Origin of the sequence: Nocardia sp. NPDC050697, from assembly GCF_040654395.1 — a bacterium.
Lineage (GTDB): Bacteria > Actinomycetota > Actinomycetes > Mycobacteriales > Mycobacteriaceae > Nocardia.
Map to the genome: position 1 here is coordinate 1,256,887 of NZ_JBFAHY010000001.1, position 23,394 is coordinate 1,280,280.

Annotated in this window: 29 protein-coding genes, 1 pseudogene and 1 riboswitch; of the genes and pseudogenes, 14 read left to right on the plus strand and 16 right to left on the minus strand. The window is 74.0% G+C overall.

What is annotated here, in order from left to right:
• The first annotated feature begins 7 nt into the window (after nt 1-7).
• From AB0H71_RS06280 to AB0H71_RS06290, 3 genes are all read left to right on the plus strand, one after another.
• On the plus strand, nt 8-811 hold the full coding sequence (locus tag AB0H71_RS06280; protein WP_357015393.1) for a CbbQ/NirQ/NorQ/GpvN family protein: 804 nt from the start codon (nt 8-10) through the stop codon (nt 809-811).
• A gap of 118 nt (nt 812-929) precedes the next feature.
• Nucleotides 930-1,637: a hypothetical protein gene (locus AB0H71_RS06285; protein WP_357015395.1), complete on the plus strand. Its 708-nt coding sequence runs from the start codon at nt 930-932 to the stop codon at nt 1,635-1,637.
• Nucleotides 1,638-1,651: 14 nt separating this feature from the next.
• Nucleotides 1,652-2,050, plus strand: coding sequence for a hypothetical protein (locus AB0H71_RS06290; RefSeq protein WP_357015397.1), 399 nt, complete (start codon nt 1,652-1,654; stop codon nt 2,048-2,050).
• 13 nt (nt 2,051-2,063) lie between these two features.
• Here the strand turns inward: AB0H71_RS06290 and AB0H71_RS06295 are convergent, their stop codons facing one another.
• From AB0H71_RS06295 to AB0H71_RS06320, 6 genes are all read right to left on the minus strand, one after another.
• Nucleotides 2,064-2,669, minus strand: a complete 606-nt coding sequence (locus AB0H71_RS06295; protein ID WP_357015399.1) for a DUF6069 family protein — start codon at nt 2,667-2,669, stop codon at nt 2,064-2,066.
• Nucleotides 2,670-2,772: 103 nt separating this feature from the next.
• Complete coding sequence (locus AB0H71_RS06300) at nt 2,773-3,546, minus strand: ABC transporter ATP-binding protein (protein ID WP_357015401.1); 774 nt, start codon at nt 3,544-3,546, stop codon at nt 2,773-2,775.
• A complete protein-coding gene (locus tag AB0H71_RS06305) occupies nt 3,539-4,327 on the minus strand; it encodes an ABC transporter permease (RefSeq protein ID WP_357015403.1) in 789 nt (262 codons plus the stop codon). Before AB0H71_RS06305 ends, AB0H71_RS06300 begins: the two co-directional genes overlap by 8 nt.
• On the minus strand, nt 4,305-5,324 hold the full coding sequence (locus tag AB0H71_RS06310) for an ABC transporter substrate-binding protein (protein ID WP_357015405.1): 1,020 nt from the start codon (nt 5,322-5,324) through the stop codon (nt 4,305-4,307). Before AB0H71_RS06310 ends, AB0H71_RS06305 begins: the two co-directional genes overlap by 23 nt.
• Complete coding sequence (locus AB0H71_RS06315; protein ID WP_357015407.1) at nt 5,321-6,025, minus strand: TenA family protein; 705 nt, start codon at nt 6,023-6,025, stop codon at nt 5,321-5,323. Before AB0H71_RS06315 ends, AB0H71_RS06310 begins: the two co-directional genes overlap by 4 nt.
• Nucleotides 6,018-6,113: riboswitch (TPP riboswitch) on the minus strand. Its footprint overlaps the gene before it by 8 nt.
• 57 nt (nt 6,114-6,170) lie before the next feature.
• Entirely contained in the window at nt 6,171-6,590 is a 420-nt protein-coding gene (locus tag AB0H71_RS06320; RefSeq protein WP_357015409.1) for a hypothetical protein, read from the minus strand.
• Here AB0H71_RS06320 and AB0H71_RS06325 point away from each other — a divergent pair.
• Nucleotides 6,589-6,963, plus strand: a pseudogene (locus AB0H71_RS06325) (AMP-binding protein); the annotation flags it as partial. The gene AB0H71_RS06320 and the pseudogene AB0H71_RS06325 overlap by 2 nt on opposite strands.
• An 85-nt stretch (nt 6,964-7,048) precedes the next feature.
• Here the strand turns inward: AB0H71_RS06325 and rnhA are convergent.
• Together rnhA and AB0H71_RS06335 are read right to left on the minus strand one after the other, a co-directional pair.
• A complete protein-coding gene (rnhA, locus tag AB0H71_RS06330) occupies nt 7,049-7,498 on the minus strand; it encodes a ribonuclease HI (protein WP_357015411.1) in 450 nt (149 codons plus the stop codon).
• A 9-nt stretch (nt 7,499-7,507) separates the two neighbouring features.
• Entirely contained in the window at nt 7,508-7,918 is a 411-nt protein-coding gene (locus tag AB0H71_RS06335) for a PPOX class F420-dependent oxidoreductase (protein WP_357015413.1), read from the minus strand.
• Between the two features lie 87 nt (nt 7,919-8,005).
• Here AB0H71_RS06335 and AB0H71_RS06340 point away from each other — a divergent pair, with 87 nt between their 5' ends.
• On the plus strand, nt 8,006-8,641 hold the full coding sequence (locus AB0H71_RS06340; RefSeq protein ID WP_357015415.1) for a maleylpyruvate isomerase family mycothiol-dependent enzyme: 636 nt from the start codon (nt 8,006-8,008) through the stop codon (nt 8,639-8,641).
• Between the two features lie 45 nt (nt 8,642-8,686).
• Here AB0H71_RS06340 and AB0H71_RS06345 read toward each other — a convergent pair whose 3' ends face one another.
• On the minus strand, nt 8,687-9,709 hold the full coding sequence (locus AB0H71_RS06345; RefSeq protein ID WP_357015416.1) for a zinc-binding dehydrogenase: 1,023 nt from the start codon (nt 9,707-9,709) through the stop codon (nt 8,687-8,689).
• Nucleotides 9,710-9,845: 136 nt separating this feature from the next.
• Here AB0H71_RS06345 and AB0H71_RS06350 point away from each other — a divergent pair, with 136 nt between their 5' ends.
• Nucleotides 9,846-10,727 (plus strand): helix-turn-helix transcriptional regulator, encoded by an 882-nt coding sequence (locus tag AB0H71_RS06350; protein ID WP_357015418.1) that lies wholly within the window; start codon nt 9,846-9,848, stop codon nt 10,725-10,727.
• A gap of 33 nt (nt 10,728-10,760) precedes the next feature.
• Nucleotides 10,761-11,573, plus strand: a complete 813-nt coding sequence (locus AB0H71_RS06355; protein ID WP_357015420.1) for an acyl-CoA thioesterase domain-containing protein — start codon at nt 10,761-10,763, stop codon at nt 11,571-11,573.
• A 34-nt stretch (nt 11,574-11,607) separates the two neighbouring features.
• Here AB0H71_RS06355 and AB0H71_RS06360 read toward each other — a convergent pair whose 3' ends face one another.
• Nucleotides 11,608-12,552 (minus strand): membrane dipeptidase, encoded by a 945-nt coding sequence (locus AB0H71_RS06360; protein WP_357015422.1) that lies wholly within the window; start codon nt 12,550-12,552, stop codon nt 11,608-11,610.
• Nucleotides 12,553-12,893: 341 nt separating this feature from the next.
• On the opposite strand from AB0H71_RS06360, the gene AB0H71_RS06365 reads away from it, so the two are divergent.
• Complete coding sequence (locus AB0H71_RS06365) at nt 12,894-13,646, plus strand: maleylpyruvate isomerase family mycothiol-dependent enzyme (protein ID WP_357015424.1); 753 nt, start codon at nt 12,894-12,896, stop codon at nt 13,644-13,646.
• Nucleotides 13,647-13,738: 92 nt separating this feature from the next.
• A complete protein-coding gene (locus tag AB0H71_RS06370; RefSeq protein ID WP_357015426.1) occupies nt 13,739-14,458 on the plus strand; it encodes a dienelactone hydrolase family protein in 720 nt (239 codons plus the stop codon).
• A 13-nt stretch (nt 14,459-14,471) separates the two neighbouring features.
• Here AB0H71_RS06370 and AB0H71_RS06375 read toward each other — a convergent pair whose 3' ends face one another.
• Genes AB0H71_RS06375 through AB0H71_RS06395 form a run of 5 tightly spaced genes read right to left on the minus strand, consistent with a single transcriptional unit; the run spans nt 14,472 to nt 17,983 of the window.
• Nucleotides 14,472-14,906 carry a hypothetical protein gene (locus AB0H71_RS06375; protein WP_357015428.1) on the minus strand — a complete coding sequence of 145 codons (435 nt, stop codon included), beginning with the start codon at nt 14,904-14,906 and terminating at the stop codon, nt 14,472-14,474.
• The gene (locus AB0H71_RS06380) at nt 14,903-16,018 is read right to left on the minus strand and encodes a molybdopterin-dependent oxidoreductase (RefSeq protein ID WP_357015430.1); all 1,116 of its coding nucleotides are present in this window, start codon (nt 16,016-16,018) and stop codon (nt 14,903-14,905) included. Before AB0H71_RS06380 ends, AB0H71_RS06375 begins: the two co-directional genes overlap by 4 nt.
• Nucleotides 16,015-16,650, minus strand: coding sequence for a class I SAM-dependent methyltransferase (locus AB0H71_RS06385; protein WP_357015433.1), 636 nt, complete (start codon nt 16,648-16,650; stop codon nt 16,015-16,017). The genes AB0H71_RS06380 and AB0H71_RS06385 overlap by 4 nt, the downstream gene beginning before the upstream one ends.
• Nucleotides 16,647-17,315, minus strand: a complete 669-nt coding sequence (locus AB0H71_RS06390; protein WP_357015436.1) for a DUF2064 domain-containing protein — start codon at nt 17,313-17,315, stop codon at nt 16,647-16,649. Before AB0H71_RS06390 ends, AB0H71_RS06385 begins: the two co-directional genes overlap by 4 nt.
• The gene (locus tag AB0H71_RS06395; RefSeq protein ID WP_357015439.1) at nt 17,312-17,983 is read right to left on the minus strand and encodes a glycosyltransferase; all 672 of its coding nucleotides are present in this window, start codon (nt 17,981-17,983) and stop codon (nt 17,312-17,314) included. Before AB0H71_RS06395 ends, AB0H71_RS06390 begins: the two co-directional genes overlap by 4 nt.
• A gap of 125 nt (nt 17,984-18,108) precedes the next feature.
• On the opposite strand from AB0H71_RS06395, the gene AB0H71_RS06400 reads away from it, so the two are divergent.
• The 3 genes from AB0H71_RS06400 to AB0H71_RS06410 are packed head-to-tail and all read left to right on the plus strand — an operon-like array spanning nt 18,109 to nt 21,136.
• Nucleotides 18,109-19,440, plus strand: a complete 1,332-nt coding sequence (locus AB0H71_RS06400) for a hypothetical protein (protein WP_357015442.1) — start codon at nt 18,109-18,111, stop codon at nt 19,438-19,440.
• Nucleotides 19,441-19,446: 6 nt separating this feature from the next.
• Nucleotides 19,447-20,124 carry a response regulator transcription factor gene (locus AB0H71_RS06405; RefSeq protein ID WP_357015445.1) on the plus strand — a complete coding sequence of 226 codons (678 nt, stop codon included), beginning with the start codon at nt 19,447-19,449 and terminating at the stop codon, nt 20,122-20,124.
• Nucleotides 20,117-21,136, plus strand: a complete 1,020-nt coding sequence (locus AB0H71_RS06410) for a HAMP domain-containing sensor histidine kinase (protein ID WP_357015448.1) — start codon at nt 20,117-20,119, stop codon at nt 21,134-21,136. Before AB0H71_RS06405 ends, AB0H71_RS06410 begins: the two co-directional genes overlap by 8 nt.
• Here AB0H71_RS06410 and AB0H71_RS06415 read toward each other — a convergent pair whose 3' ends face one another.
• Complete coding sequence (locus AB0H71_RS06415) at nt 21,137-22,189, minus strand: NAD-dependent epimerase/dehydratase family protein (RefSeq protein WP_357015451.1); 1,053 nt, start codon at nt 22,187-22,189, stop codon at nt 21,137-21,139.
• A gap of 109 nt (nt 22,190-22,298) precedes the next feature.
• Between AB0H71_RS06415 and AB0H71_RS06420 the strand changes: the two genes are divergently transcribed.
• A complete protein-coding gene (locus tag AB0H71_RS06420; RefSeq protein WP_357015454.1) occupies nt 22,299-22,973 on the plus strand; it encodes a PAS and ANTAR domain-containing protein in 675 nt (224 codons plus the stop codon).
• A 153-nt stretch (nt 22,974-23,126) separates the two neighbouring features.
• Nucleotides 23,127-23,360 (plus strand): hypothetical protein, encoded by a 234-nt coding sequence (locus AB0H71_RS06425; RefSeq protein ID WP_357015457.1) that lies wholly within the window; start codon nt 23,127-23,129, stop codon nt 23,358-23,360.
• The last annotated feature ends 34 nt before the right edge of the window (nt 23,361-23,394 follow it).

A 23,394-nucleotide genomic window follows, 5' to 3' on the forward strand; every position in this document is an offset into this window, starting at 1 on the left:
GACCCCGGTGCGAGATCTCTACCACGCCACCGGCGACGAGGTGCGGCTGTTCGAACAGGCGCACCGGCAACGACTTCCGGTCATGCTCACCGGCCCCACCGGCTGCGGCAAGACCCGCCTGGTCGAGCACATGGGCGCGCTGCTCGGCCGCCCGGTGCTCACCATCAGCTGCCACGACGACCTGACCAGCGCCGACCTGGTCGGCCGGTTCCTGGTGGCCGGGGGCGACGTGGTCTGGCAGGACGGCCCGCTCACCCGCGCGGTGCGCACCGGCGCGCTCTGCTACCTGGACGAGGTGGTCGAGGCCCGCCACGATTCGCTGGCGGTGCTGCACTCGCTCACCGACCACCGCCGCACCCTCTACCTGGACCGCTCCGGCGAGGAGCTCACCGCGCCCCCGGAATTCCAGCTGGTGTGCTCCTACAACCCCGCCTACCGCAGCTCGCTCAAGGAGCTCAAGCCCTCGTTCCGGCAGCGCTTCGTCACCCTCGGGCTCGGCTACCTGCCGCCCGAGCACGAAATCGCCGTCATCGCCGCCGAATCCGGGATCGACACCGCGGTCGCGCGGCGGCTGGTCGGCTGCGCGGGAATGATCCGCCAGGCCGACGAGGCCTTCCACTTCGAACCGCCGTCCACCCGGGTGCTGGTCACCGCCGCCCGCATGATCGCCGCCGGCGCCGGCGAACTCGCCGCGGTGCAGGCGGCGGTGCTCGCGCCGCTCTCCGGTGACGGCGCGCTCTCCGACGGCCTGCGCGAGATCGCGGCCGCCGCCCTGCTTCCCCATCCCGCTACCGAGAGGACGGCTCCGTGAACGACCAGGACCGCAGACGAAAGCGCGCGCTCATCGTCTTCCAGCTCACCATCTACGGCTTTCTGCTCGCCATGTTCCTCATCCAGCTCAGCATGTGCGCGACCAGGGATTGGTAGCCATGAACCTCCCCACCTTCCGCCGCGCCCCCGCCCCCGCGGGCTCGGCCTACGACGAGCACCACGAGCAGAGCAGGCAGGCCCAGCGCCGCGCCGACGGCTGGCTCACCGCGGGCACCGCGCTCATGGGCACCTTCATCTTCGGCTTCGCCGGGCTGCCGATCTTCCTGCGCGGGGTCTGGTTACAGCGGAAGGCCCAGCGCGACGGGCTCTCGGTGCGGCCGATCATCGTCACCCTCATCGGCTACCTCGTCATCCTGGACGCCTTCCTGAACAGCATCGGCTGGGTGCTCGACATGCTCGCCAGCCACACCCTGGTCACCCGGGTGTTCTTCACCGCCTGGGGCAACTTCGTCGACAACGGCTACTTCTGGCACTACAACGAGCTCTTCATCGGCGGCGCGGGCGCGCCGGGCGAGAAGGGCTGGGAGGTCGCGCTCATCCTGGTGGTCTTCCCCATGCGGGTCGCGGCGGCCATCGCGTTCCTGCAGATGAAGCGCTGGGGCCACCAGTGGCTCATTGTGACGTGCTGGTTCGGCGTGGTGATCTGGGTCGGCTACGTGGTCAATATGACCGTCTACGCGGATATCCGCTTCGACGGCACCGTGCTCCCGGTCCTCGGCTGGTGGCTCTACGACATCTTCTACATCACGCCGTTCCTCGCGATCCCGTACCTGCACACGGTGAACCGCGAGATCTTCGCCGACTGAGCCTGGAGCCTCCCATGACGACCACCGAACTTCCCCCCGGCACCACCCCCGCCTTCGCCGGCATGCACAAGTGGCTGCGCCGCGGCATCTTCGTCTGCCTCTTCGCCCTGGTCATCGAGGGCGCCTTCACGGTGCCTGCGCTGGCCGTGTGGTACGGCTGGCCGACGCTCTCGCTCACCGAGATCTGCAGCGAGCTCATGAAGGTCCGCTACAGCGACGACACCCTGGAGTGCGAGCACCCCGTGCCCTTCAATGCGCCGCCGCTCGGCGGGCAGCCCGAGGGCGCGGGGCAGCAGACCGCCCGCGACGAGTGGGGCGTGCAGCCCAGACCCGACTACGGGCGGATCGGCTTCCGCGAGCTGATCCGCATCCACGAGGACCGGATAGCCCGCGAGGAGGCGGGCGGCCGGTGACCGCCCGGCGGCCTCAGTACTGCTGCTGCTGGGGCCGCCGGTTGACGGCGCTCGCGCCGACCCCGCCGAGCAGCGACATGATGCAGAGCCCGGCGATCAGGTTGATCGCGGCCGTCGCGATCTTGGCGTCGACCCCGGCGACCAGGGTGAACGGCACCAGCGTCGCGAGCGCGGTGAGCAGCCCGGTGATCCAGTAGAAGAACTGCATCGGGCTGGGCATGAGCGCGAGCAGCAGGTTCAGCAGCCCCGCCGCGGCGATCGCGGCGGCGGCGCCCGCGACCGCGTACGAGGTGGTGGAGACCGTCCCGTAGGCGCCCGCGCCCTCGGGCGAGAGCACCGCGATCTTCAGGATGCCGCGGATCAGCATGATCAGCACCACGATCACCAGCGCGACCACCGCCGCCGTGCCGACGGCGCCGGCCCACAGCCGGCCGAGGTTGATCTTCGGCTCGCGCCGCTGCGGCCGGGGCGGCTCGGCTTCGCGGTACTCGTCCGCCTGGTACTCGTACCCGGGCTGCCCGGCATACCCCGGCTGCTGCTGCTGCGGGTAGGCCTGGGTGCGCGGGTACTCGCGACGCTGCGGGTCCTGCCGACCGTAGTTGTACGACGGTTCCGTCATAGCCCGAAAGTACCCGCTCCGGGCGGAACGACCCACCCGAATCGAGGGCATGTCCACCCGGGTGGCACCTCCGATCACCCGGGTCCCGGTGTTCCGCCGCAGGCTAGGGCCCGTGCAGGAGCCCGAGAAGTTCGCGCTCCAGCGCGGCGAACTCGGGGGCCGCGAGGATCGACAGCTCCCGCGGGCGCGGCAGCTCGACGCGGACCTCGCGCAGCACGGTGGCCGGGCGCGGCGAGAGCACGACGACCCGATCCGAGAGGTAGACCGCCTCCCGGATGTCGTGGGTGATCATCAGCACCGTCCACCGGTACCGCTGCCACACCTCCTGCAGCCAGGACTGCATGTCGGTGCGGGTCAGCGAGTCGAGCGCGCCGAAGGGCTCATCCAGCAGCAGCAGGTCGCGCTCCTGGACCACCGTCCGCAGCAGGGCCGCGCGCTGCCGCATGCCGCCGGAGAGCTGCGCGGGCCGCGCGTCCTCGAAGCCGGTGAGCCCGAAGACCCCGAACAGCGCGCGGGCCCGGCGCCTGGCCTCCGCCCTCGGCACGCCGCGCACCAGCAGCCCGAGGGTGGTGTTGTCGAGCACGGTGCGCCACGGGAACAGCAGGTCCCGCTGCGGCATGTAGGCGCAGTGCGCGTCGGCGGGTTCGCCGTCGTCCCTGCCGAAGTGCACACTGCCGGAGTCCGGGGTGTCCAACCCGGCGAGCAGGCTGAAGACGGTGCTCTTGCCGCAGCCGCTCGGGCCGATGACGGAGACGAACTCGCCGTGCCGCGCGGTGAACGACACCCCCGCCAGCACGTCCCGGGGCGGGCGGCCGCCGGGCAGCGGGAAGGACTTGGTGAGCGAGTCGACGACGAGCACGCCGCTGGGCTCAGCCATGGTCGCTCGCCCACGGGGCGACGACCCGCTGGATCGCGAAGGTCAGCAGGTAGAGCGCGATGCTGAGCACGGCGGTGACCAGCACCGCGGCCAGCACCAGGTCGGTGCGGAACGAATTCTTCTGCAGGCTCATGTAGATGCCGAGCCCCTCGGTCGCGCCGACGTACTCCGCGAAGACCGCGCCGACCACGGCGTAGGTGATCCCGATCCGCAACGCGGTGAAGAAGCGCGGCAGCGCCGACGGCAGCCGGACGTAGCGGAAGACCTGGCGACGGGAGGCGCCCATGCTGCGCAGCAGCGCACCGGCGTCCCGGTCGGCCGCCGCGAACCCCTCGATCAGCCCGATCGCCATCGGGAAGAAGGTGACCAGCGCGACCACCAGCACCTTGGGCAGCAGCCCGAAACCGAACCAGATCACCATGAGCGGCGCGATCGCGATGATCGGCAGCGTCTGCGAGGCGACGAAGAGCGGGACGAAGGCCCGGCGCAGCCACGGCGAGAAGTCGACCAGCACCGCCAGTGCCCAGGCCAGGGTCAGCGAGACCGCGAACCCCGCCAGCGTCACCTGCAGGGTGGCGGCCGCGTTGGCGGCGATCTCGCCGCGGTGCGCCCAGCCCTGCTGCCCGACCCGCAGCGGGGACGGCAGCAGCTGCGGCCGGACCCCGCTGACCTCGACGTACGCCTGCCAGAGCGCGATCAGCAGCGCGACCGTGACGACCGCGGGCAGCAGCCGCCGCGGCCCCGCCCCGCGCGCGCGGTCACGCGGGGGTGAGGTAGTCATCGGTGAAGTACCGCGACCAGTCGGGCTCCTCGGTCAGCGGCCCGCCGTCGGGGCCGGCGAGCAGCCCCTTGCGGTAGAGGAAGCCGGAGCTCGCGGCCCACTGGTCGAGCGCCTGCGCGCCGACCCGGCCGTCGGCGGCCTTCATGTACTGGTTCGCCAGCATGCGCTGGCTCTCGACGACCAGGCCCTCGTCGGTGAAGGCGCCGGGGTTGGCGGCGATGAGATCGCGCGCGGCGGCGTCGGGGTCGTCGGCGGCGAGCTGGTATCCGCGCTGCAGGACCTGGACGAACTTCGCGGCGCGCTCCGGGTTCGCGGCCAGCCAGTCCTCGTTGCCGTCGATCACGATGGCGTAGGCGTCGGGGAAGCCGTAGTCGGTGTACCGGAGGTAGCGCATCGGGGTGCCGCGGTGCTCGGCCTCGATTCCCTCCCAGCCGAGGTAGGAGACGGTGAAGTCGGCCTGCCCGGAGTAGACCGCCTCGTACGCCGAGGTGCCGAGCGTGACGGCGGTGAAATCGCCGGTGCCGCCGTCGTTGCGGATCACCTGCTGTAACGCCTCCACCTCGCCGGGCTCGCCGAAACCGGCGTAGGTCTTGCCGTCGAGGTCGCGCGGGCGGGTGATGTCGGCGCGGTCGGCCCGCACCCCGATCCCGGTCGCCCAGTGCCGCAGCGGCGCCAGGACGGAGAGGGTGTGCGCGCCGGCGGCCCGCGCGAAGGTCGACTGCCACTGGGTGCTGATGCCGAACTCGGCGTTCCCGGCGTCGACCACGGTGCCGACGGCGGTGTTGCTGTAGGGCAGCACCTCGACGTCGAGGCCGGCGTCGGCGAACCAGCCGCGCTGCAGCGCGACGAAGAGCCCGGTGTGGTTGGTGTTCGGCGTCCAGTCCAGCGCGAAGCGGATGGTCTCGCCCTGGTTGCCGCTCGAGCAGGCGGTGAGCGCGGAGAGCACCGCCACCGCGGCGATCGCGCGGGCCAGGGCGCGGCGCAGGCGGCCGCTCATCCGGCGGGCCAGGGCTGCGGGTGCAGGGCGGTGTCCCAGAACATCAGTTCGTAGCGGGTGGCGATGACGAAGGCCGTCTCCATGGCGGCCAGGTCGGCGGGGCCCGCGGTGGCGGCCGCCGCGTCCACCAGCGCGCGGGCCGCGGCGGCGGATTCCTGGAACTCCGGTGCGCCGTAGGCGGAGACCCACTGCGCGTAGGGGTGTTCGGGGTCGGCGGCGAGCACCTCGGCGGCCGTCGCGGCCAGCCCGCGGCCCACCTCGGCGTAGATCCAGAAGCACGGCAGCGCCGCCGCCGCGCCGACCGCGTAGGACTCGGTGGCGGCGGTGGCGATCAGGTAGGAGAGGTAGGCCAGGCAGGCCGTCGAGTGCTCCGGCTCGGCCGACCGCTCCGGAATCCGCCCACCGGCGAGCAGATCCTGGTGCAGCGCGGTCTCGACCGCCACCGCCGTCCCGGCGGACTGCGCCCAGAACCGCGCGGTCTCCGGGTCGGGTGACTTCGCCGCCAGCAGGCTCAGCGTCTTCGCGTAGCCCGCGAGGTAGAGCGAATCCTGCTCCACGTAGGTGCGGAAGACCTCGAGCGGCAGCGTGCCGTCGCCGAGCCGGCGCAGGAACTCGAGGTCGTCGATGGCGGTGCGCAGCTCTTTCGTCCGATCCCACAGGTGGTCGGTGAAGCGTGCGGATTCGGCGGGTTGCGCGCGCAAACCAGGACATCCCTTCGTCAGCATTACCTGAACAGGTTCTCGGGTCTCATCTCAGCCCCGCTCGCGCGGAGCACCCCGTGTCGTTCGGTTTCCGACCATAGCAGCGATGGATGCCCCGGTGGGAGCCCGCTTCCGGTCGCCCGGCTCACTCCGCCGGGGGCGGATCACCGTCCCGCTTCTCGATGCGGCGCGGCCGGGCCATGCGCGGCGCGTTCGGGCGCCGGCGCGGGCGGGCGCCGAACTCGACGATCTGCGCGTCGCGCTCGCCCTCGGCCGGCTCCGGGGCGGGTGGGGTCGGCGGCCAGGCGCCGGTCTCGGCCTGCAGCTCCGTGCGGGTGACGGGGCGGGTCGGGGGCGGGTCGCCGGGGCGGCTGTTCTCCGGGCGCCACGGTTTGGGGTGCTGGCCGCCGGGCTCGTCGGGCACGCGCCGGGGGCGGCGCGGGAGCCGGACGACGTTCGCCGAGCCGTCGTCGTCGCGGGCCGGTTTGATGCCGTCGAGCTTGCGGCGCAGCTGATCGCGCATGCTGCGCTTACCGCCGGTGCCCGGCGCTTCGTCGTCCGACATGCCGCTACGGGTCGAGTTGCGGGCTGATCATGACACTCACGTCCGTATTGTCCCTCGAGATGGGCGCCGGCGTTCCGCCCGGAAGAGCGCGGATCGGTTACGGTGCGGCCAGGAGCCGTGTCTCCGCCGTGCGTGCGGCCCCCGCGGACCGGAAAGCCGGGTCGCCGTTCCCCAGGGTGATCGGGTCGCCGTCGGTGGGACGAACTCCGACGCCTACGCGATCGGCTTCCTGGCCTGCGCCAGGGCCGGGCTGGTGCACGTCCCGGTGAACTTCGCGCTGACCGGCGACGAGCTGGCCGCCCTGATCGCGCAGTCCGGGTCGCGCGCCGTGCTGGCGGATCCGGAACTCGCCCCGGCCGTCGAGACGGTGCGCGACCGGCTGCCCGCGGTGCGGCGGGTGGTGCCGAAGCGGATCCGGTTCGCCGCATCGCTGCCGCGCAACCGGAGCGGGAAGCTGCTCAAGCGCGAACTGCGCCAGCCGCCTCCCTGGCGCCGCGCACCGCGAGCCTGTCGGCGCGCTCGTTCTCCGGGTGCCCGGCGTGGCCCTTCACCCACTCCCACGCGACATCGTGCCCGGCGCAGGCCGCGGCGAGCCGCTGCCACAGGTCGGCGTTCTTGACCGGCTCCCGCTTCTGCGTCAGCCAGCCGTTCGCCTCCCACTTCGGGATCCAGGACAGGATGCCGTTGCGGACGTAGGTGCTGTCGGTGTACACGCGGACGGTCGAGCGCCTGGTCAGCGCCTCCAGCGCCCGGATCGGGGCCATGAGCTCCATCCGGTTGTTGGTGGTGGGGCCGGGATCGCTGCCGTACAGCTCGCGCTCGTGCGCGCCGTAGCGCAGGATCGCGCCCCAGCCGCCCGGGCCCGGGTTCGGGGCGCAGGCGCCGTCGGTGTAGATCTCGACTTCCACGCGGTGAGACTACTGGTGCCGGGCGTAGCGGGTGTCGTACCACCGCTCCCCCACCGGCGCACCGCCGAGATTCCAGCTCCAGGACTCGACGGGCGCGATGCGCAGGTAGTGGCCCGGCCCCACCATCCCCGTGCGCTCGACCGGCGGCTCGGCGCGGCCGTAGACGCGCACGCCCCGGGCGATGAATGGGTCGAGCGAGACCAGATCGTCGACGACCAGGGCCACCTCGGCATTGCCCGCGGCGACATTGCGCGCTTTCCGGGTAGCGGGGAAGGTCGCGCCGCCGCCGACCCAGAAGGCGGTGCCGTCGAATTCGGAGGCGACCGGGACGACGTCGGGCTGCCCGGCGGTGGCGCGGGTGGCGAGGCGGGCGAGCGGCTGGGAGCGGAGGTAGGCGTGTTCGGCGTCCGTGAAGCTCATGGCATCGGGATATCGGGGTCACGCGGCGATGAATTCCCGCGACGGGCGCCGTCTCAGCTCCGGAGATCCCGACGACAGGAGTGCACCGTGCCCGCTACCGCGACCGGCCCCGTTCTCTGGGCCATGATCCACGCCGAGCGCCGCGCGCTCGCCGACGACCTCGCCGAGCTGAGCGCCGAGCAGTGGGCGGCCCGATCGCTGTGCTCGGAGTGGACGGTCGAGGACGTGGTCGCGCACCTCACCGCCGCCGCGAGCACCGGGCCGGTGCGCTGGATCCGCAGTATGGCCGGCGCCCGCTTCGACGCCGCCGTGCACAATGCGCGGCTCCTCGCCCGGCATCGGGGCGCCGATCCCGCCGAGACCCTGGCCCGGTTCCGGGCGGTGCTGGACAGCACCACCGCGGCCAGCGGCCATACCCCCGCCTGGTTGGGCGAGGTCGTCGTGCACGCCCAGGACATCCGGCAACCGCTCGGGCTGCCCGCTCGCCCCGGTCTCGAGGCGTGCACCGAGGTCGCGCGCTTCTTCGCCTCCCGCAATTTCGCGGTGAACAGCAAGGATGCCGTGGCCGGGTTGCGGCTGGAGGCGAGCGATGGGCCGTTCGCGACGGGTGCGGGTCCGCTGGTCACCGGGCCGACGCTCGCGCTCGTCATGGCGATGGCGGGGCGGGCCGCGTACCGCGCCGAGCTCACCGGGCCCGGTGTGGTGGCGCTGCCGACAGATTGAGGGGAACCGCCGTGCAACTTCGCCGTCGTCGCCCGGCGTCCGTGATCACACGGTGAGCAGGACCTTGGTGGCGCGCCGCTCGTCCATGGCGCGGTAGCCGTCGGCCGCATCGGCCAGGGGAAGGGTGAGGTCGAAGACGTCGCCGGGGTGGATCTCCCCGTTCAGGATGAGCTCGATCAGCTCGGGCAGGAAGCGGCGCACCGGCGCGGGCCCGCCGTGCAGGTGCACCCCGGAGAAGAACAGCTCCATCCCGTCCAGCGACACGTCGTGCGACACCCCGACGTACCCGACGTGCCCACCGGGCCGGGTGGAGCGAATCGCCTGCTCCATGGACTCCTGCGTCCCCACCGCCTCGATCACCGAGTGCGCGCCGAGCCCACCGGTGAGCTCCTCGATCCGCGCCACCCCGGCCTCCCCGCGCTCCTCGACGATGTCGGTGGCGCCGAACTTGCGGGCCAGCGCCTGCCGGTCCGCGTGCCTGCTCACCGCGATCACCCGCTCGGCGCCGAGCCGCGCCGCCGCCAGCACCGCCAGCAACCCGACCGCCCCGTCCCCGACCACCACCACCGTCTTCCCCGGCCCCGCTTCCGCGGCCACCGCCGCGAACCAACCGGTGCCCAGCACATCGGAGGCGGCCAGCAGGTGCGGCAGCTGCTCGGCGCTCGGCCGCCCCGGGACGACGACCAGGGTGCCGTCGGCGAGCGGGACGCGGGCCCGCTCGGCCTGGGTGCCGATGGCGCCCATCGGCACCGCGTGCACGCACCGGCTCTGGTACCCGGCCGCGCAGATCTCGCAGGTGTTGTCGGAGGCGAAGAACGAGCCGACCACGAAATCGCCGACCTCCAGCGTCTGCACATCGGCGCCGATCTCCTCGACCACGCCCACGTACTCGTGCCCCATCGGGCTCGGCCTCCGCACCTCCTCGATCCCGCGGTACGGCCACAGATCGGAGCCGCAGATGCAGGTGGCGGCGATCCGGATGAGGGCGTCGGTGGGCTCGGTGATCCGCGGGTCCGCCCGCTCCTCGACCCGGACATCGCCGGGGGCGTGCATGACGACTCCACGCATGGTCAGGTACTCCTTCTGTGTCGTTCCCCCCGCGCGGAATCGAGTCAACCCCGGTTCGCACCGCGGTGGGAGTCCCTGTCGTGAGGTGTACCGGCAGGGCACCCCAGCCGCCGCGAACCACGCCTACGCTGGGACGATGAGCAATCGAGCCGAGGTGCGCGAGTTCCTGATGACCCGCCGGGCCAAGCTCACCCCGGAGCGGGCCGGAATTCCGGCGGGCGGCAATCGCCGGGTCGCGGGGTTGCGCCGCTCCGAAGTGGCCGATCTGGCCGGTGTCAGCGTGGAGTACTACGCGAAGCTCGAACGCGGCGCCATCTCCGGCGCCTCGGCCCCGGTGCTCGACGCCATCTCCACCGCCCTGCAGCTCGACGAGACCGAGCGCGCGCACCTGCTCGACCTGGCCCGCGCCGCCGACGGCATCCCCACCTCCGGCCGGGCCCGCCGCCGGGCGACCAGGGCGGCGGCGGCGCGGCCGAGCCTGCAGTGGGTGCTGGACAGCGTGCGCGACGCGGTCGCCTTCGTCCGCAATCCGCAGGGCGACCTGCTGGCCGCCAACCACCTGGGCCGCGCCTTCTACTCGCCGCTCTTCGGCGCGGGCGGGCGGACGCCGAACCTGCTCCGCTTCCAGTTCCTGGACCCGGTGTCCCGCGAGTTCTACCCGGACTGGGAGCTGTTCGCGGGGATGTGCGTCGCGCAGCTGCGGGCCGAGGCGGGGCGGGATCCGCACGATCCGGGGTTGCAGGGGCTGGTGGGCGAGTTGTCCACGCGGAGCGAGACATTCCGGCGGCTGTGGGGTGCGCACGATGTGCGCACGCACGGGACCGGGACCAAGCGGTTCCAGCACCCCGAGGTCGGCGAGCTGGTGCTCGCCTACGAGGAGCTGGCGATCACCGCGGAGCCCGGGCTCACCATGCTGATCTACAGCGCCGAGCCGGGGTCGCCGTCGGCGGAGCGATTGCGGATTCTCGCGTCGTGGGCGCCCGAGGATCGGCGCGCGGCGGGCGAGCGAACGCTGTAACGTGTTCTACTCCGCATCGAGGGGAGCGATCGAGTGCTGAGTTTCTTCGCGTGGCAGGATGGGCGGCTGGTGCCGCGACCGCTGGCGATCAGTCCATGGGCGCCGGGCAAGCTGAGCGGGACCGGGCTCTGCGGGCTGCTGGCCCGCGAACTCGAACCTCACTGCCCGGCGGGGTTCGTCCCGGCGCGGCTGACCGTCGATCTGTATCAGCCGGTCGCGGCCGCGGAGTTCGAGTTGCGCAGCACCGTGGTCCGGCGGGGGTCGCGGATCGCGGTCGCCGACGCCGAGCTGCTGCAGGAGGGCGCACCCCGGGTGCGGGCGTCGGCGGTCTTCCTCACCCCCGGTGCCGAACCGCCGGGCACGGTCTGGAGCCCCGACGCGGAGCTGCCCGTGCCGCCGCCGGGCAGCATGTCCCCGGACGGATCGCCGCCGCTGTTCAAGAGCGGTGACGGCGAGTGGAGCTCCGATTTCGCCGCGCACCAGAACGCCGAGCGGAAAGTCGCCTGGCAGAGCTTGCCGCCGCTGGTGGCCGGTGAGGCGATCACGCCCTTCCAGCGCGCGGCGATCCTGGGCGACTCCACCAACCACGTCTGCCACTGGGGTTCGGCGGGCGCGGGCTACATCAATGCCGATGTGACGCTGACCCTCGCGCGGCTGCCGATCGGCCACGAGCAGGGGCTGCGCGCGGAGAGCACGATCGCCTCGGCGGGGGTGTCGATCGGCACGGCCACGCTCTACGACCGCACCGGCCCGGTCGGGACCGCGGTGGTGACCACGCTGTCCAATGCCCGGCGCCGGATCGACTTCGCCGCCACCTCCGCCGACGAGCTCGCCGGGACGGGGTGATGCCGGGCCGGGGCGGCTCACCGACACCCGGCCGTCACCACGTCGCCCGGGCGACGCGCAGGAAGTTGGCGCTGAGCACGGCCTCGATGTCGGCGGCTGCCCACCCGCGCCGGGCGAGGTGGTCGCCGAGGGTCAGGAAGGTCTCCGGCGGCATCCAGGTCAGTGGCCCCCAGCGGGTGTAGGACTCGTCGAACAGGTGCGGATTGCGGGCGATCTCGGTGAGGAAGTCCGCGGCGTCGAAGGAGTGGTCGGTGCTGACCCCGACGTGGTCGATGCCGATGAGCTCCACGGCGTACTCGAGGTGGCGGGTCATGGCCTCGAGGGTGGGGGTGTTGGGGCCGAGGAAGATGCCGACACCGGTGATGCCGACGACTCCGCCGGTCTCCGCGCAGGCCCGCGCCTGGTCGTCGGTGATATTGCGGGGGTGCTCCCAGACCGAGCGCAGACACGAGTGGCTGTAGACGACCGGGCGGGTGGAGATCTCGCACATGTCGAGTCCGGTTCGGGCGCTGCCGTGCGAGCCGTCCGGGACGACGCCCGTCGCGTTCATCCGGGCGATCAGGTCGCGTCCCCAGCGGGTGAGGCCAGGGTTGTCGGTGTCCAGGCAGCCGCCGCCCGCGAGATTGGCGTGGTTGTAGGTGGGGGCCAGGGCGCGGACGCCGAGGGTGGCGAGGCGGGGCAGGTTGTCGAGGTCGGCGTCGAGGGGTGCGGCGTCCTCGAGGTCGAAGGCGATGGTGACCGTGCCCGGCGGGGTGCCGGGGAGCTGCCGGGCCGTCTCGGCGAGGGTCAGCCGCGGGTGCGCGGTGATGGCGCCGCGGTAGTGGTGCAGCAGGCGGGTGGTGTCGGCGAAGGTGTGCGGGGAGTAGCCGGCGTTGATCGAGACGAACGTGGAGCCGGGGTGGGCGAAGCGGGTGACGGGCTCCACCGACGCGGCGCAGTGCAGGGGAAGACACGCGTGCTGGTCCCAGAGCAGGCTCATGCTCCGATTCTCGCCCAGGGTGCCCGGGTGCCCTCGGATGGTGGTGTCGCCCGCGGGGACGCACGCCGCGCCCGAGCAGGCGCCGGTCGCGCTGTGTGTGGAGTACGCGGTCGGTCAGCCAGGTGGGTGCGGGTTCGTTGACCCGGAGTAGACCGCGGTCGGGGGCAGCCCCGCGACGCCGGACCGGCGAGTTCGACATCCTGCACGGAACCGCGAACACCCTGCCCTTCCCCGCGCATGACCTGCCGCACGGCGCCACTGCCGGAAGCGCGGCCCCGCGCTGCGGGTCGCACGAACCGTGTTCGCGCTCTATTCGGGCACGAGGCCGTTAGGCTGCATCGATGACCATCGCTGCCGAGTTCCTCCGCGCAGCGCTGGTCGACCGGACCCATGCCCTGGCCGAGCTCGTGCGGGAGACCGACCCCGCGACCCCGATTCCGACCTGTCCCGGCTGGACGCTGAGCGATCTCGTGACGCACGTGGGGCGCGCGCAGCGGTGGGCGGCGGCGATGATCGCCGCCCGATCGGCCACCGAGCTCGATATCCGCGCCGTGCCGGACGGGGCACGGCCCGCGCCCGGCGCGGCGGCCGGCTGGCTCGAGGCCGGGCCCGCCCGCGTGCTCGACGCCATTGACGCGGCCGGTGCGGAGACCGAGGTGTGGATCACGCTGGGGGCACCGCGCCCGGCGCGCTGGTGGCTCCGCCGGCTCGCGCACGAAGCCACCGTGCACGGCGCCGATGCGCTGCTCGCGGTGCACCGGCCGGCCGAGATCGAGCCCGAGCTGGCCGCCGACGCCATCGAGGAGTGGCTGGAGCTGCTCGCCGCCGGGCTCGGAAACCGCGGCGAGGCAGTACTTCCCGACGGCGCCTCCCTGCACCTGCACGCGACGGACCACGAACGCGGCGAGTGGGCGATCCGCCCGGTCGGCAGCTCCATCACCTGGGAGCACACGCACATCAGAGCGACCGTGGCGGTGCGTGCGCCGGCCGCCCAGCTGTTGCTCGCCATGCTCGGCCGCATACCGCCCAGCGCGCCGGAGGTGTACGGCGAGGCCGCGCTCCTCGAACGGTGGCTCCGCCGAACCCGCTTCTGATCCCCCGCTCCGGCCGCAGCCGGGCACAGCTGGTGAGGCGGCACGAAACGGGACATCCCGTACTGCGAATCCAGGTCGGATACCCTGGGCCCGTGGCGGTTCCACCGTATCTCCAGCCCTTCGTGCTGACCCTGCCCGAGCATCCGAGGCGCCGGGAGGGCACGATCGACATCTACTCCCCCGGCTCGGGCCCGCACCCGGTGGTCGTGCTGGTGCACGGCGGGCCGGTACCGCCGGACCTCCCGGTCACCCCGCGCGACTGGCCCATGTTCACCGGGTACGGCGCGCTGCTGGCCGGGCAGGGGCTGGTCGCGGTCACCGTCGACCACCGCCTGCACAGCCCGGCCGCCTACGCCGACGCCGCCGCGGACGTCGCCGCTGCCGTCGAGCGGGCCAGGGCACTGCCCGAGGCCGACCCGGAGCGGGTCGCGCTCTGGTTCTTCTCCGGCGGCGGGCTGCTCGCCGCCGACTGGCTGCGCGAGCCGCCGCCGTGGCTGCGCTGCCTCGCCCTCACCTACCCGCTGGTCATCGCGCCCGAGGGCTGGGGTGTCGACCCCCGCTTCGCGCCCGTCGACGCGCTCGCGGGCGCCGGTGCGTTGCCGGTGCTGCTCACCCGGGCCGGGCGCGAGGCGCCGGAGGTCGCGGCCGGGGTCGCCGCCTTCACCGAGGCCGCCGCGCGGCACGAGATCGGTGTCGAGGTGATCGAGGTGCCGAACGGGCAGCACAGCTTCGACATCCTCGACCACACCGACGAGTCGCGGGCAGCGGTCGAGCGCGCGGCGCGGTGGGTGGGAGAGGCCGTGCGGCGCTGACGCGCGGCCCGGACTATCGACGTCGATCCCGCGGGGAGCGACTGGTCTCCCTGTGCCGCTTTGCGAGCAGGACCGCCAGCACCAGCGCCCAGACCACCGCCAGCGCGATACCGAGCCCGAGCGGATAGTCACGGTCGAGCGACGACGGGTTGTCCGGCACGGCACCCCCACGCCGAAGTACCGGCAGCGCCACCAGAACCAGCGTGACGGTACAGACCGCACCGCAGGCGACCGGCGCCCACCACGCCTCGGGCAGCACCTGCCGCGCACCGACCCCGGCGGCGGCGCAGAGGGGCGCGAAAACAGCGTCGTGCAACAGGATTCCGGCGGCGAACCAGAGCGTGACCGAGATCAGCTCGGGACGGCTCAGGCCGAGCAGGGCGGCGATGCCGTACCAGCCCAGCCAGACTCCGGCGACGAGGAGCGCGACGCGCACCGCGGTGATCACGCGGACACCTCGATCCGGGCCAGCCACTTGGTCTGCAACACGCCGGGCCTGCTGGGGGCGATGAGCCGGCAGGGGTAGCCGTGGTCGATATCCAGCGTCTCGCCGTCGATGGTGAGCGCGATGAGGGTCTCGGCGGCGACGACGTGCTCGGCGGGCAGCACCGAGCTGCGGTAGATCCCGGCCTCCTCCAGCGACTCGACGCGCACCGCGCCACCCCGGTAGTCGACGACGGCGAGCAGCTCGCGCAGCCGCACGCCGGACCACTCGGCCGAAGCCGACCAGCCCTCGACGCAGGCGATCGGCAGCCGCGCGGTGGTCTGCGGCAGCGCGGCCAGCTCGGCGCGGGTGAACGCGCGCTGCCGCGGGCCGGAGGCGACGATCAGCCGATAGCCGGGATCGCGCGCCCGGTCGGTGACCCCGGCCGCCAGCGCGGTGCGATTGATCGGCACCCCCTGCGGCCCCGCACCGCTGCGCGGGGCGAGCACGGCCACCCACCGCAGGAACGGCACCGACTGCCCGGCCACCGCGAGCCCGGCCACCGCCGCCGCCACCCCACCGGCGCTCAGCACCGCGCGGCGCGACACCCCGGCGCTGGGCGGCGACTCGACCGGGCGGGCCAGCGCGTCCCTGATCACCGGCAGCTTGACCGCCAGGTGCACCGCGAGCGCACCCACCGCGACATAGGCCATGGCGTGGTGCGCGACCGGGAAGAAGAACGTCCACGGGTAGTACTGGGCGATGTTCACGAGCCCGGTCGTCAGCTGGAAGATCACCGACCCCACCAGCAGCGCGATCGACCCGCGCTCGGCGAGCTCCAGCGGCGAGAACCGCGGCCGCCGGAACAGCCGCGGATACACCGCCCACAGCTTGACCAGCAGCAGCGGGATCGCCGCGACCCCGGTGATCACGTGCAGCCCCTGGGTGAACCGGTACAGCCACACCGGGTGCGCGGGCCACCAGAACCACCCGGGCGGGTGCTGGATCCAGTGGCTGAGCAGCCCGGTCACGAAGCACACCAGGATCGCGATACCGAGCGGGATACCAGCCCTGGCGGCGATCGCCGGGCCACGCGCCGGACTCGGGGCCTCCGGCTCCGGCCCGGCCCCGCTCACGCCGGCACCTCCGGCCGGGCGCGGCCGAGCCAGGCGATGTGCCGCCCGTGCACCTCGGCCGTGGCGCGCACCCGGAACCCGGTCGCGGCGGCCAGCCGCCCGGCGTGCTCGATCCCGACCCGGCTCCACGGGAACCACGGCCCGGCGACTTCGTCGGTCTCCACCCGCTGCATGCGGCGCACGATGCCGGTGCCGGGCGGGTCGAACTCGACGACCGCCGTCCCGCCCGCGCCGAGCAGCGCGCGGGTGCGGGTGAGCAGCCGGTGCGGGTCGGCGCCGATGCCGATATTGCCGTCGGCGAGCAGGGCGTAGGCCCAGCGGCCCGCGCCGGGGAGCGGGCCGAGCACGTCGCGGCGCAGCGCGGGGGCGCCGCGGGCCCTGGTCAGCGCGACGGCGAGCGGGGAGATGTCGACGCCGAGCGCGACGATCCCGCGGCGCAGCAGCGCGGCGACCAGCCGCCCCGGCCCGCAGCCGAGGTCGATGGTGGGCCCGTCGCAGCGCGCGGTGAAGGCGGCGTCGGCGGCCTCGGCGGCGCCGAGCCAGCGCTGGGCCGGGACGGGGTGCCTGGTGCCGTCGGCGGCGCGGAGCCAGCAGGCGTCGCCCGCCAGTGCCCGGTCGAAGGTCTCGGTCATCGGACCGCCGGGGTGAGCCGGTGCACGGTGCCGGCGAAGCGGCCGCCCGCCTGCGCGGCGACACGCAGGGCGTCGTCGAAGAGGTCGACGTCGGAGTGCGTGGGCAGCGTGCGCACGCGTAATCCGCAGCCCTGCATGGCGTCCCGGGTCAGTTCGCCGGTGCGGGCGGTGGACATCGGGACCGTGGTGAGGGCGCGGGCCGGTTGCGGGGTGGGCAGGCCGAGCGCCCACCAGCCGCCGTCGGTGGCGGGGCCGAGCACCGCGTCGCCGGTGCCCGCGAGCTCGGCGGCGGCGGCGGTGAGCTCGCCGGGGGTGAGCTGCGGGGTGTCCATGCCGATCTGCAGGACCGGGAGCCCGCCGCGCGCGGCGTCGGCGTGCGCGCAGGCCAGCCGCTCGCCGAAGGTGCCGCCGCGCTGCGGCACCACCTCGAAGCGGGCCAGCAGCGCGCGCACCTCGGGGCCGCGTTCGGCGGCGGCGAGATCGCCGGTGCAGGCGACGACGCGGTGCGCGACATCGGCGGCGAGCACCGCGTCGAGGGTGTCGAGCAGCGCGGCGGCGGCCAGGTCGGCGGCCTCGCGCGGGGTGAGCGGCGGGCTGAGCCTGGTCTTGGCGAGCCCGGCCACCGGGGCCTTGGCGATGACGAGCAGCGTTGCCGGACAGCTCATGTCAGCACCGCCCAGAAGTCGCGGGTGGCGCGCAGGGAGCCGCGCACGGAGCCCGAGACCTTCGAGGTGCCGCCCGCGCGCGGCCGGTAGCTGACGTCCCGCTCGTCGATCCGCCAGCCCGCCTCCGCCGCGCGGACCAGCAGCTCGAGCGGGTAGCCGAAGCGCGGGTGCAGCGGGCCGAGCGCGAGCAGCGCGTCGCGGCGGGCCACCCGGACGGCGCCGATGTCGTGCACCGGAAGGCCGTAGCGGCGGCGCAGCCGGGCGGCGATCAGCCGGTTGCCGAGCCGGGCGTGCCACGGCCAGCTGCCGCCGCGCACGGGTCTGCGGCGTCCGACGGCGAGGTCGGCGCCGGCGAGCACCGCGCCGACGAGGGCGGGGAGCTCACCGGGGTCCATCGAGCCGTCGCCGTCGAGCACGGCGACGAGTTCGGTCTCGGCGGCGGCGATGCCCGCCTGCACGGCGGCGCCGTAGCCGGGGGTGGGCTCGGCAATCACCGCGGCGCCCGCGGCGCGGGCCAGCCCGGCGGTCCCGTCGGCCGAGCCGTTGTCCACGACCAGGATGCGGTAGCCGCCGGGGACGGCGGCGAGGACTTTCGGCAACGCTTCGGCTTCGTCGCGGCACGGGATCACGACGGTCACGCCGCGCCGGTCGCCCACTGTGTTGGTCACCATGCCGACGCTATGCCCCGAACCAGCGAAAACAGCCGGGAAAATGGTGACCGAAGTCTGACGATGCGGTCCCGAGCACCGCGAACCCGCCGCGCCACGGCGGCGCCGCACCTAGGGTCGGCGCTGTGCCCGACCTCATCGAGACCCCGCGCGAACGCCTCGCCGGCCGCGCCGAGCTGCTCGCCGCCGGTGCCGGGCTGGCGCTCGTCGCCGTCGCCTTCATCGTCCCGCGAATCGCCAGCGAACAGTGGCGGCTCTCGCTCTACGCCGCCTCGGCGCCGATCTTCGGCAGCTTCCTGCCGCACGTGGGCTGGGGCACGGTCCCGGCGGTCGCGCTCGCCGCCGCGGTGATCACCTCCGGCCCCGCGCTGGCCGCCCGGCTCTCCTGGCCGCGGCTGCTCACCCTCGGCTACGTCACGGCACTGGGCTGGGCACTGCTGCTGGCGCTGGTCGACGGCTGGGAGCGCGGCTTCACCGAGCACTTCACCGACCCGAACGAGTACCTGCACGAGGTGCCCGGCGTCACCGATATCGGGGGCATGCTGGGGGGCTTCGCCGACCGCATCCTCGATTTCCAGCCGGACTCCTGGACCACGCACGTCTCCGGGCACCCGCCGGGCGCGCTGCTCTTCTTCGTGCTGCTCGACCGGGCGGGGCTCGGCGGCGCCACCTGGGCGGCGTGGGCCTGCGTCCTGATCGGCTGCACCGCGGTGCCCGCGGTGGCGGTGGCCTTCGACGCGCTCGGGGCCCGCGACCGGGCCCGCGCCGCGCTGCCCTACCTGGCGCTGGCCCCGGCCGCGCTGTGGATCGCGGTCTCGGCGGACGCGGTCTTCGCCGCGGTGGCGGCGTGGGCGGTCGCGCTGCTCGCCATCGCGACCCGGCCGGGGCGGGCGCCGGTCGCGCTGGGCGCGGGGGTGCTGTTCGGGGTGGCGCTCAACCTCAACTACGGCCTGATCCTGATGGGGATTCCGGCGGTGGCGGTGCTGATCGCCGGGCGCACGGCCCGGCCGCTGCTGCCCGCGCTGGCCGGGGCGCTGGCGGTGGTCGCGGCCTTCGCGGCGGCCGGGTTCTGGTGGCTCGACGGCTACCACCTGGTGGTCGAGCGCTACTACCAGGGCATCGCCACCACCCGGCCGCTCGCCTACTGGTGGTGGGGCAATCTCGCGGCCACGGTGTGCGCGGTGGGCCTGGCCGCGGTGGCCGCGCTGCCGCGCGTCGTCGGGCGGCTGCGGGCGCTCGATCCGGCCGCGATCCTGGTCGCGGCGGGGCTCTGCGCGCTGCTCGCCGCGAACATCAGCGGGCTGAGCAAGGCCGAGACGGAACGGATCTGGCTGCCCTTCGATATCTGGGTGCTGGCCGGAACCGCCTTCCTGCCGCGCCGCGCGGACCGGATCTGGCTTACCGTGCAGGCGGTGGGCACGCTGCTGCTCGTCCACCTGATCCTGACGAACTGGTGAGGCACCGTGTGCATTCTGGTCGCCGACGACGACCCCGTCGTCCGTGAGGTGGTACGCCGCTACCTGGAGCGCGACGGGCTGACCGTGCTCGAGAGCGCCGACGGCGCCGCCGCCACCGCCGCGCTGCGCACCGCCGACGTGCGGCTGGCGGTGCTCGACGTCATGATGCCCGCCCCGGACGGCATCGAGATCTGCCGGGCGATCCGCTCCGGCGCCCGCCCCGACCTGCCGATCATCCTGCTCACCGCGCTCGGCGAGGAGGAGGACCGGGTGCTGGGGCTGGAGGCGGGCGCCGACGACTACGTGACCAAGCCGTTCAGCCCGCGCGAGCTCGCCCTGCGGGTCGCCTCGGTGCTGCGCCGGACCCGGCCGACGGCCGCCGCCGGGATCGTGCGGGACGGGCCGGTGGAGCTGCACCCGGCGGCGCGCTTCGTCGCCGTGCGCGGCGCCGCCGTCGAGCTGACCCCGCGCGAGTTCGACCTGCTGGAGTTCCTGCTCCGGAATCCGGGCGCGGTCTTCGCCAGGGCGGAGCTGCTGTCGCTGGTCTGGGGCTGGGACTTCGGCGACCTCTCCACGGTGACCGTGCACGTGAAGCGGCTGCGCGCCAAACTCGGCCCCGCGCACCGCATCGACACCGTGTGGGGCAAGGGGTACGCCTGGCGGCGGGAGCCGTCGGATGGATGACTCGACGCTGCGGCTGATCGGCTACACCGCCGCCGGGTCGCTGCCGGTGGTGCTGGCCGGGGCGATCGTGCTGCGCGGCACCGGGAATCGCTCGCTCACCACCAGCATGGTGGTGCTGGTGCTGATCCCGATCCTCTCGGCGCTGGCGGGGATGGTCGCGGTGAGCGGGCTGATGTTCACCGACGAACTGCACCACACCCTGGTCGTGCTCGGCGTCGTCGCCACCGTCACGCTGCCTGCCGCCGTGCTGCTCGGGCGGCAACAGGCCAGGAAGACGGTGTGGGAGCGGCAGATCCGCGATCAGGAGCGGGCCGCCGAGCAGTCAAGGCGGGAACTGGTGGCCTGGGTCAGCCACGACCTGCGCACCCCGCTGGCCGGGATCAGGGCCATGGCCGAGGCGCTCGCGGACGGCGTGGTGACCGGCGATGCCGACGTCACCCGCTACGCCGGGCAGATCGGCCGCGAGGTGCACCGCCTCGGCGGCATGGTCGACGACCTGTTCGACATGTCGAAGATCAGCGCCGGCGCGCTCCGGCTCGACCTCGGCCCCGTCGACCTGCGCGAACTCGTGGACGAGGTGCTCGCCGCCAACCGCCCCACCGCCGAGCGCGCCGCCATCGCGCTGCACGCCGAGCACCCGGCCACCCGCGTCACCGTCGCCGCCGACGACCGCGCGCTGGTCCGGGTGCTGAGCAACCTGGTGTGCAATGCCATCGCGCACACCCCGCCCGGCGGCCGGGTCGCGATCTCGGCGGGCACCGGCGACGGCCACGCCTGGGCCCGGGTGGACGACACCGGCCCCGGCATCGCGGAGCCGGACCTGCCGCGCATCTTCGACATCGCCTACCGCGGCACCGCCGCCCGCTCCCCCGTCGCCGCCGGCGGGCTGCCCGCGGGCAGCGGGATGGGGCTCGCCATCGCCGCCGGGCTGGTGCACGCGCACGCCGGGGCGATCAGTGCCGAGAACCGGGAGCAGGGGTGCCGCTTCGAGGTCCGGCTGCCGCTGCCCTGACTACGGGGCAACCACCCCCGCGGCTCCGCGCAGCGGCGCGAACGCGAACTCCGCCAGCCCGCGCTCCGGAGGCACCCGCGCGGTGAAGCCGAGCACGCGCCGCGCCGCCGCCGGGCTGGCCACGATGTGCCGGACATCGCCGGGCCGGAACTCCCCGGTCACCACCGGCGCGGGCCCGCCGCGCGCGGTGGCGAGCACCGCCGCGACCTCGCCGATCGTGATGGGCCGCCCGGAGCACACGTTCAGCGCGGTGCAGCCGGGCAGCGGCTGCTCGGCGGCGGCGAGATTGGCGGCCGCGATATCGCTGACGTGCACGAAATCCCTGGCCTGCGCGCCGTCCTCGAAGACGCGGGGTGCGTGCCCGGCCTCCAGCGCGGAGCGGAAGATGGCCGCGACCCCGGAGTACGGGGTGTCGCGCGGCATGTCGGGGCCGTAGACATTGTGGTAGCGCAGCGCGGTGACCGTGCCGCCGGTGGCCGCCGACCACGCCGCCGCGTAGTGCTCCTGGGCGACCTTGCTCGCCGCGTAGAGGCTGCGCGGCCGGAGCGGCGCCTCCTCCGGCACCGGCTCCCAGGTCAGCTCGGCGCCGCCGGCGCGGTGGTCGAAGCGCCCGGCCGCGAGGTCGGCGCGGTCGCGCGGCGCCGGGTCGACCAGCCTGCCCTCGGCGTCGCGGTAGCGGCCCTCGCCGTAGACGACCATGGAGGAGGCCAGAACCAGCCGCCGGCAGCGGTTCTCGCCCATGGCCGCGAGCAGGACGGCGGTGCCGAGGTCGTTGTGCGCGGCGTAGGCGGGCGCGTCGGCGACGCTCACCCCGGCGCCGACCACGGCGGCCTGGTGGCACACCACGTCGACGCCGCGCAGCAGCGGGGTCAGGGCGTCGCGGTCGCGGACGTCCACCCGGTGCACCCCCGCGGGCGCCGGGGCGGCGGGGCCGTGCGCGGCGGGGAGCATGAGGTCGGCGGCGACCACGTCGTGCCCGGCCGCGGTGAGCGTGCGGTGCACCTGCGCGCCGATGAACCCGGCGGCGCCGGTCAGCAGTATGCGGAGCGTCATGGGCCGATTCTGTCCGTGCGCGGGCCGCCGGTCACGGCGACGGTCCGGACGTCATCGTTTCGTCACGGTCCGGGCGCAGCGGGGAGTCTCATTTTCTAAGATATTCCGCGTGCCCGAACCGGACATCAACGCAGACAGAGATGGAGCCCGCCCCGCGCCGGCCGCGCTGGTCGGGGCGTTCACGCTGTGGTTCGCCCAGCGGCGCTGGGAGTGGTCGCCGCCGGTGTACCGGATGCACGGCTACGCCCCCGGCGCCGTCGAGCCCACCACCGAGCTGGTGCTCTCGCACAAGCACCCCGACGACCGCGACCACGTCGCCGAGCTGATCGCGCGCACCCTGCGCGACGGCGAGCCGTTCTCCTCCCGGCACCGCATCATCGACACGGCGGGCACCGAGCACGCGGTCATGGTGGTCGCGGACCGGCTCCTCGACGAGGCCGGGGCGCTCGTCGGCACCAGCGGCTACTACATCGACCTCACCGGCGACCTCGACGCCGAGGGGCGCCACGTCATGGACGAGCGCATGCCCGAGATCGTGCAGGCCCGCGCGGTGATCGAGCAGGCCAAGGGGGTGCTGATGCGCATGTACGGCATCGGCGCCGAGCAGGCGTTCAAGGTGCTGGCCTGGCGCTCGCAGGAGACCAACATCAAGCTGCGCGACATCGCCGCCCGGGTGGTGGCGGACCTGGCCCTGCTGCCCGCCCCGCCGGTCGGCACCGTCGCCGCCTTCGATCACCTGCTGCTGACCAACCACACCCGCATCGACTCCGAGCCCGACGCGTAGCCCGCTCGGCGCCACCGGGGCGATCGCGCCAACCCGGTGCAGGACACGACAGCGCGGCGGGGCGATCCGCCGCGCCCCGCCGCGGGCCGCACACTGGACGGGCGGGCGCCCGGACCGAGCGCGCCCGGATCGGCGCGCGGAGGTGGGCACACGATGCCTCGGGAATGGTTCCAGTTCGTCCTCGACGGGCACGTGGACCCGCAGTTACTGGCCGGGCTCCCCGGCCTGATCCCGGCGGCCGGGGTCGTGCCCGGCACCACCATGGTCACCGCGCCCGCCGACACCGGCACCGAGCTGGCGGCCCTGCTGGAAACCCTGCGCTGCCACGGTCTGACCGTGCTCGGCAGTTTCCGGCTCCCCCGGCCCCCCGCCCCGGAGAGCGGTTAGCACGATTCACGCCGTTCCCCGCAGCCTCCTATCC

Coding starts and splice junctions, on each gene's coding strand:
- AB0H71_RS06285 (WP_357015395.1), top strand. CDS start 930: ATGAACCTCCCCACCTTCCGCCGCGCCCCCGCCCCCGCGGGCTCGGCC.
- AB0H71_RS06290 (WP_357015397.1), top strand. CDS start 1,652: ATGACGACCACCGAACTTCCCCCCGGCACCACCCCCGCCTTCGCCGGC.
- AB0H71_RS06295 (WP_357015399.1), bottom strand. CDS start 2,669: ATGACGGAACCGTCGTACAACTACGGTCGGCAGGACCCGCAGCGTCGC.
- AB0H71_RS06300 (WP_357015401.1), bottom strand. CDS start 3,546: ATGGCTGAGCCCAGCGGCGTGCTCGTCGTCGACTCGCTCACCAAGTCC.
- AB0H71_RS06305 (WP_357015403.1), bottom strand. CDS start 4,327: ATGACTACCTCACCCCCGCGTGACCGCGCGCGCGGGGCGGGGCCGCGG.
- AB0H71_RS06310 (WP_357015405.1), bottom strand. CDS start 5,324: ATGAGCGGCCGCCTGCGCCGCGCCCTGGCCCGCGCGATCGCCGCGGTG.
- AB0H71_RS06320 (WP_357015409.1), bottom strand. CDS start 6,590: ATGTCGGACGACGAAGCGCCGGGCACCGGCGGTAAGCGCAGCATGCGC.
- AB0H71_RS06335 (WP_357015413.1), bottom strand. CDS start 7,918: ATGAGCTTCACGGACGCCGAACACGCCTACCTCCGCTCCCAGCCGCTC.
- AB0H71_RS06345 (WP_357015416.1), bottom strand. CDS start 9,709: ATGCGTGGAGTCGTCATGCACGCCCCCGGCGATGTCCGGGTCGAGGAG.
- AB0H71_RS06350 (WP_357015418.1), top strand. CDS start 9,846: ATGAGCAATCGAGCCGAGGTGCGCGAGTTCCTGATGACCCGCCGGGCC.
- AB0H71_RS06360 (WP_357015422.1), bottom strand. CDS start 12,552: ATGAGCCTGCTCTGGGACCAGCACGCGTGTCTTCCCCTGCACTGCGCC.
- AB0H71_RS06365 (WP_357015424.1), top strand. CDS start 12,894: ATGACCATCGCTGCCGAGTTCCTCCGCGCAGCGCTGGTCGACCGGACC.
- AB0H71_RS06385 (WP_357015433.1), bottom strand. CDS start 16,650: ATGACCGAGACCTTCGACCGGGCACTGGCGGGCGACGCCTGCTGGCTC.
- AB0H71_RS06390 (WP_357015436.1), bottom strand. CDS start 17,315: ATGAGCTGTCCGGCAACGCTGCTCGTCATCGCCAAGGCCCCGGTGGCC.
- AB0H71_RS06410 (WP_357015448.1), top strand. CDS start 20,117: ATGGATGACTCGACGCTGCGGCTGATCGGCTACACCGCCGCCGGGTCG.
- AB0H71_RS06415 (WP_357015451.1), bottom strand. CDS start 22,189: ATGACGCTCCGCATACTGCTGACCGGCGCCGCCGGGTTCATCGGCGCG.
- AB0H71_RS06425 (WP_357015457.1), top strand. CDS start 23,127: ATGCCTCGGGAATGGTTCCAGTTCGTCCTCGACGGGCACGTGGACCCG.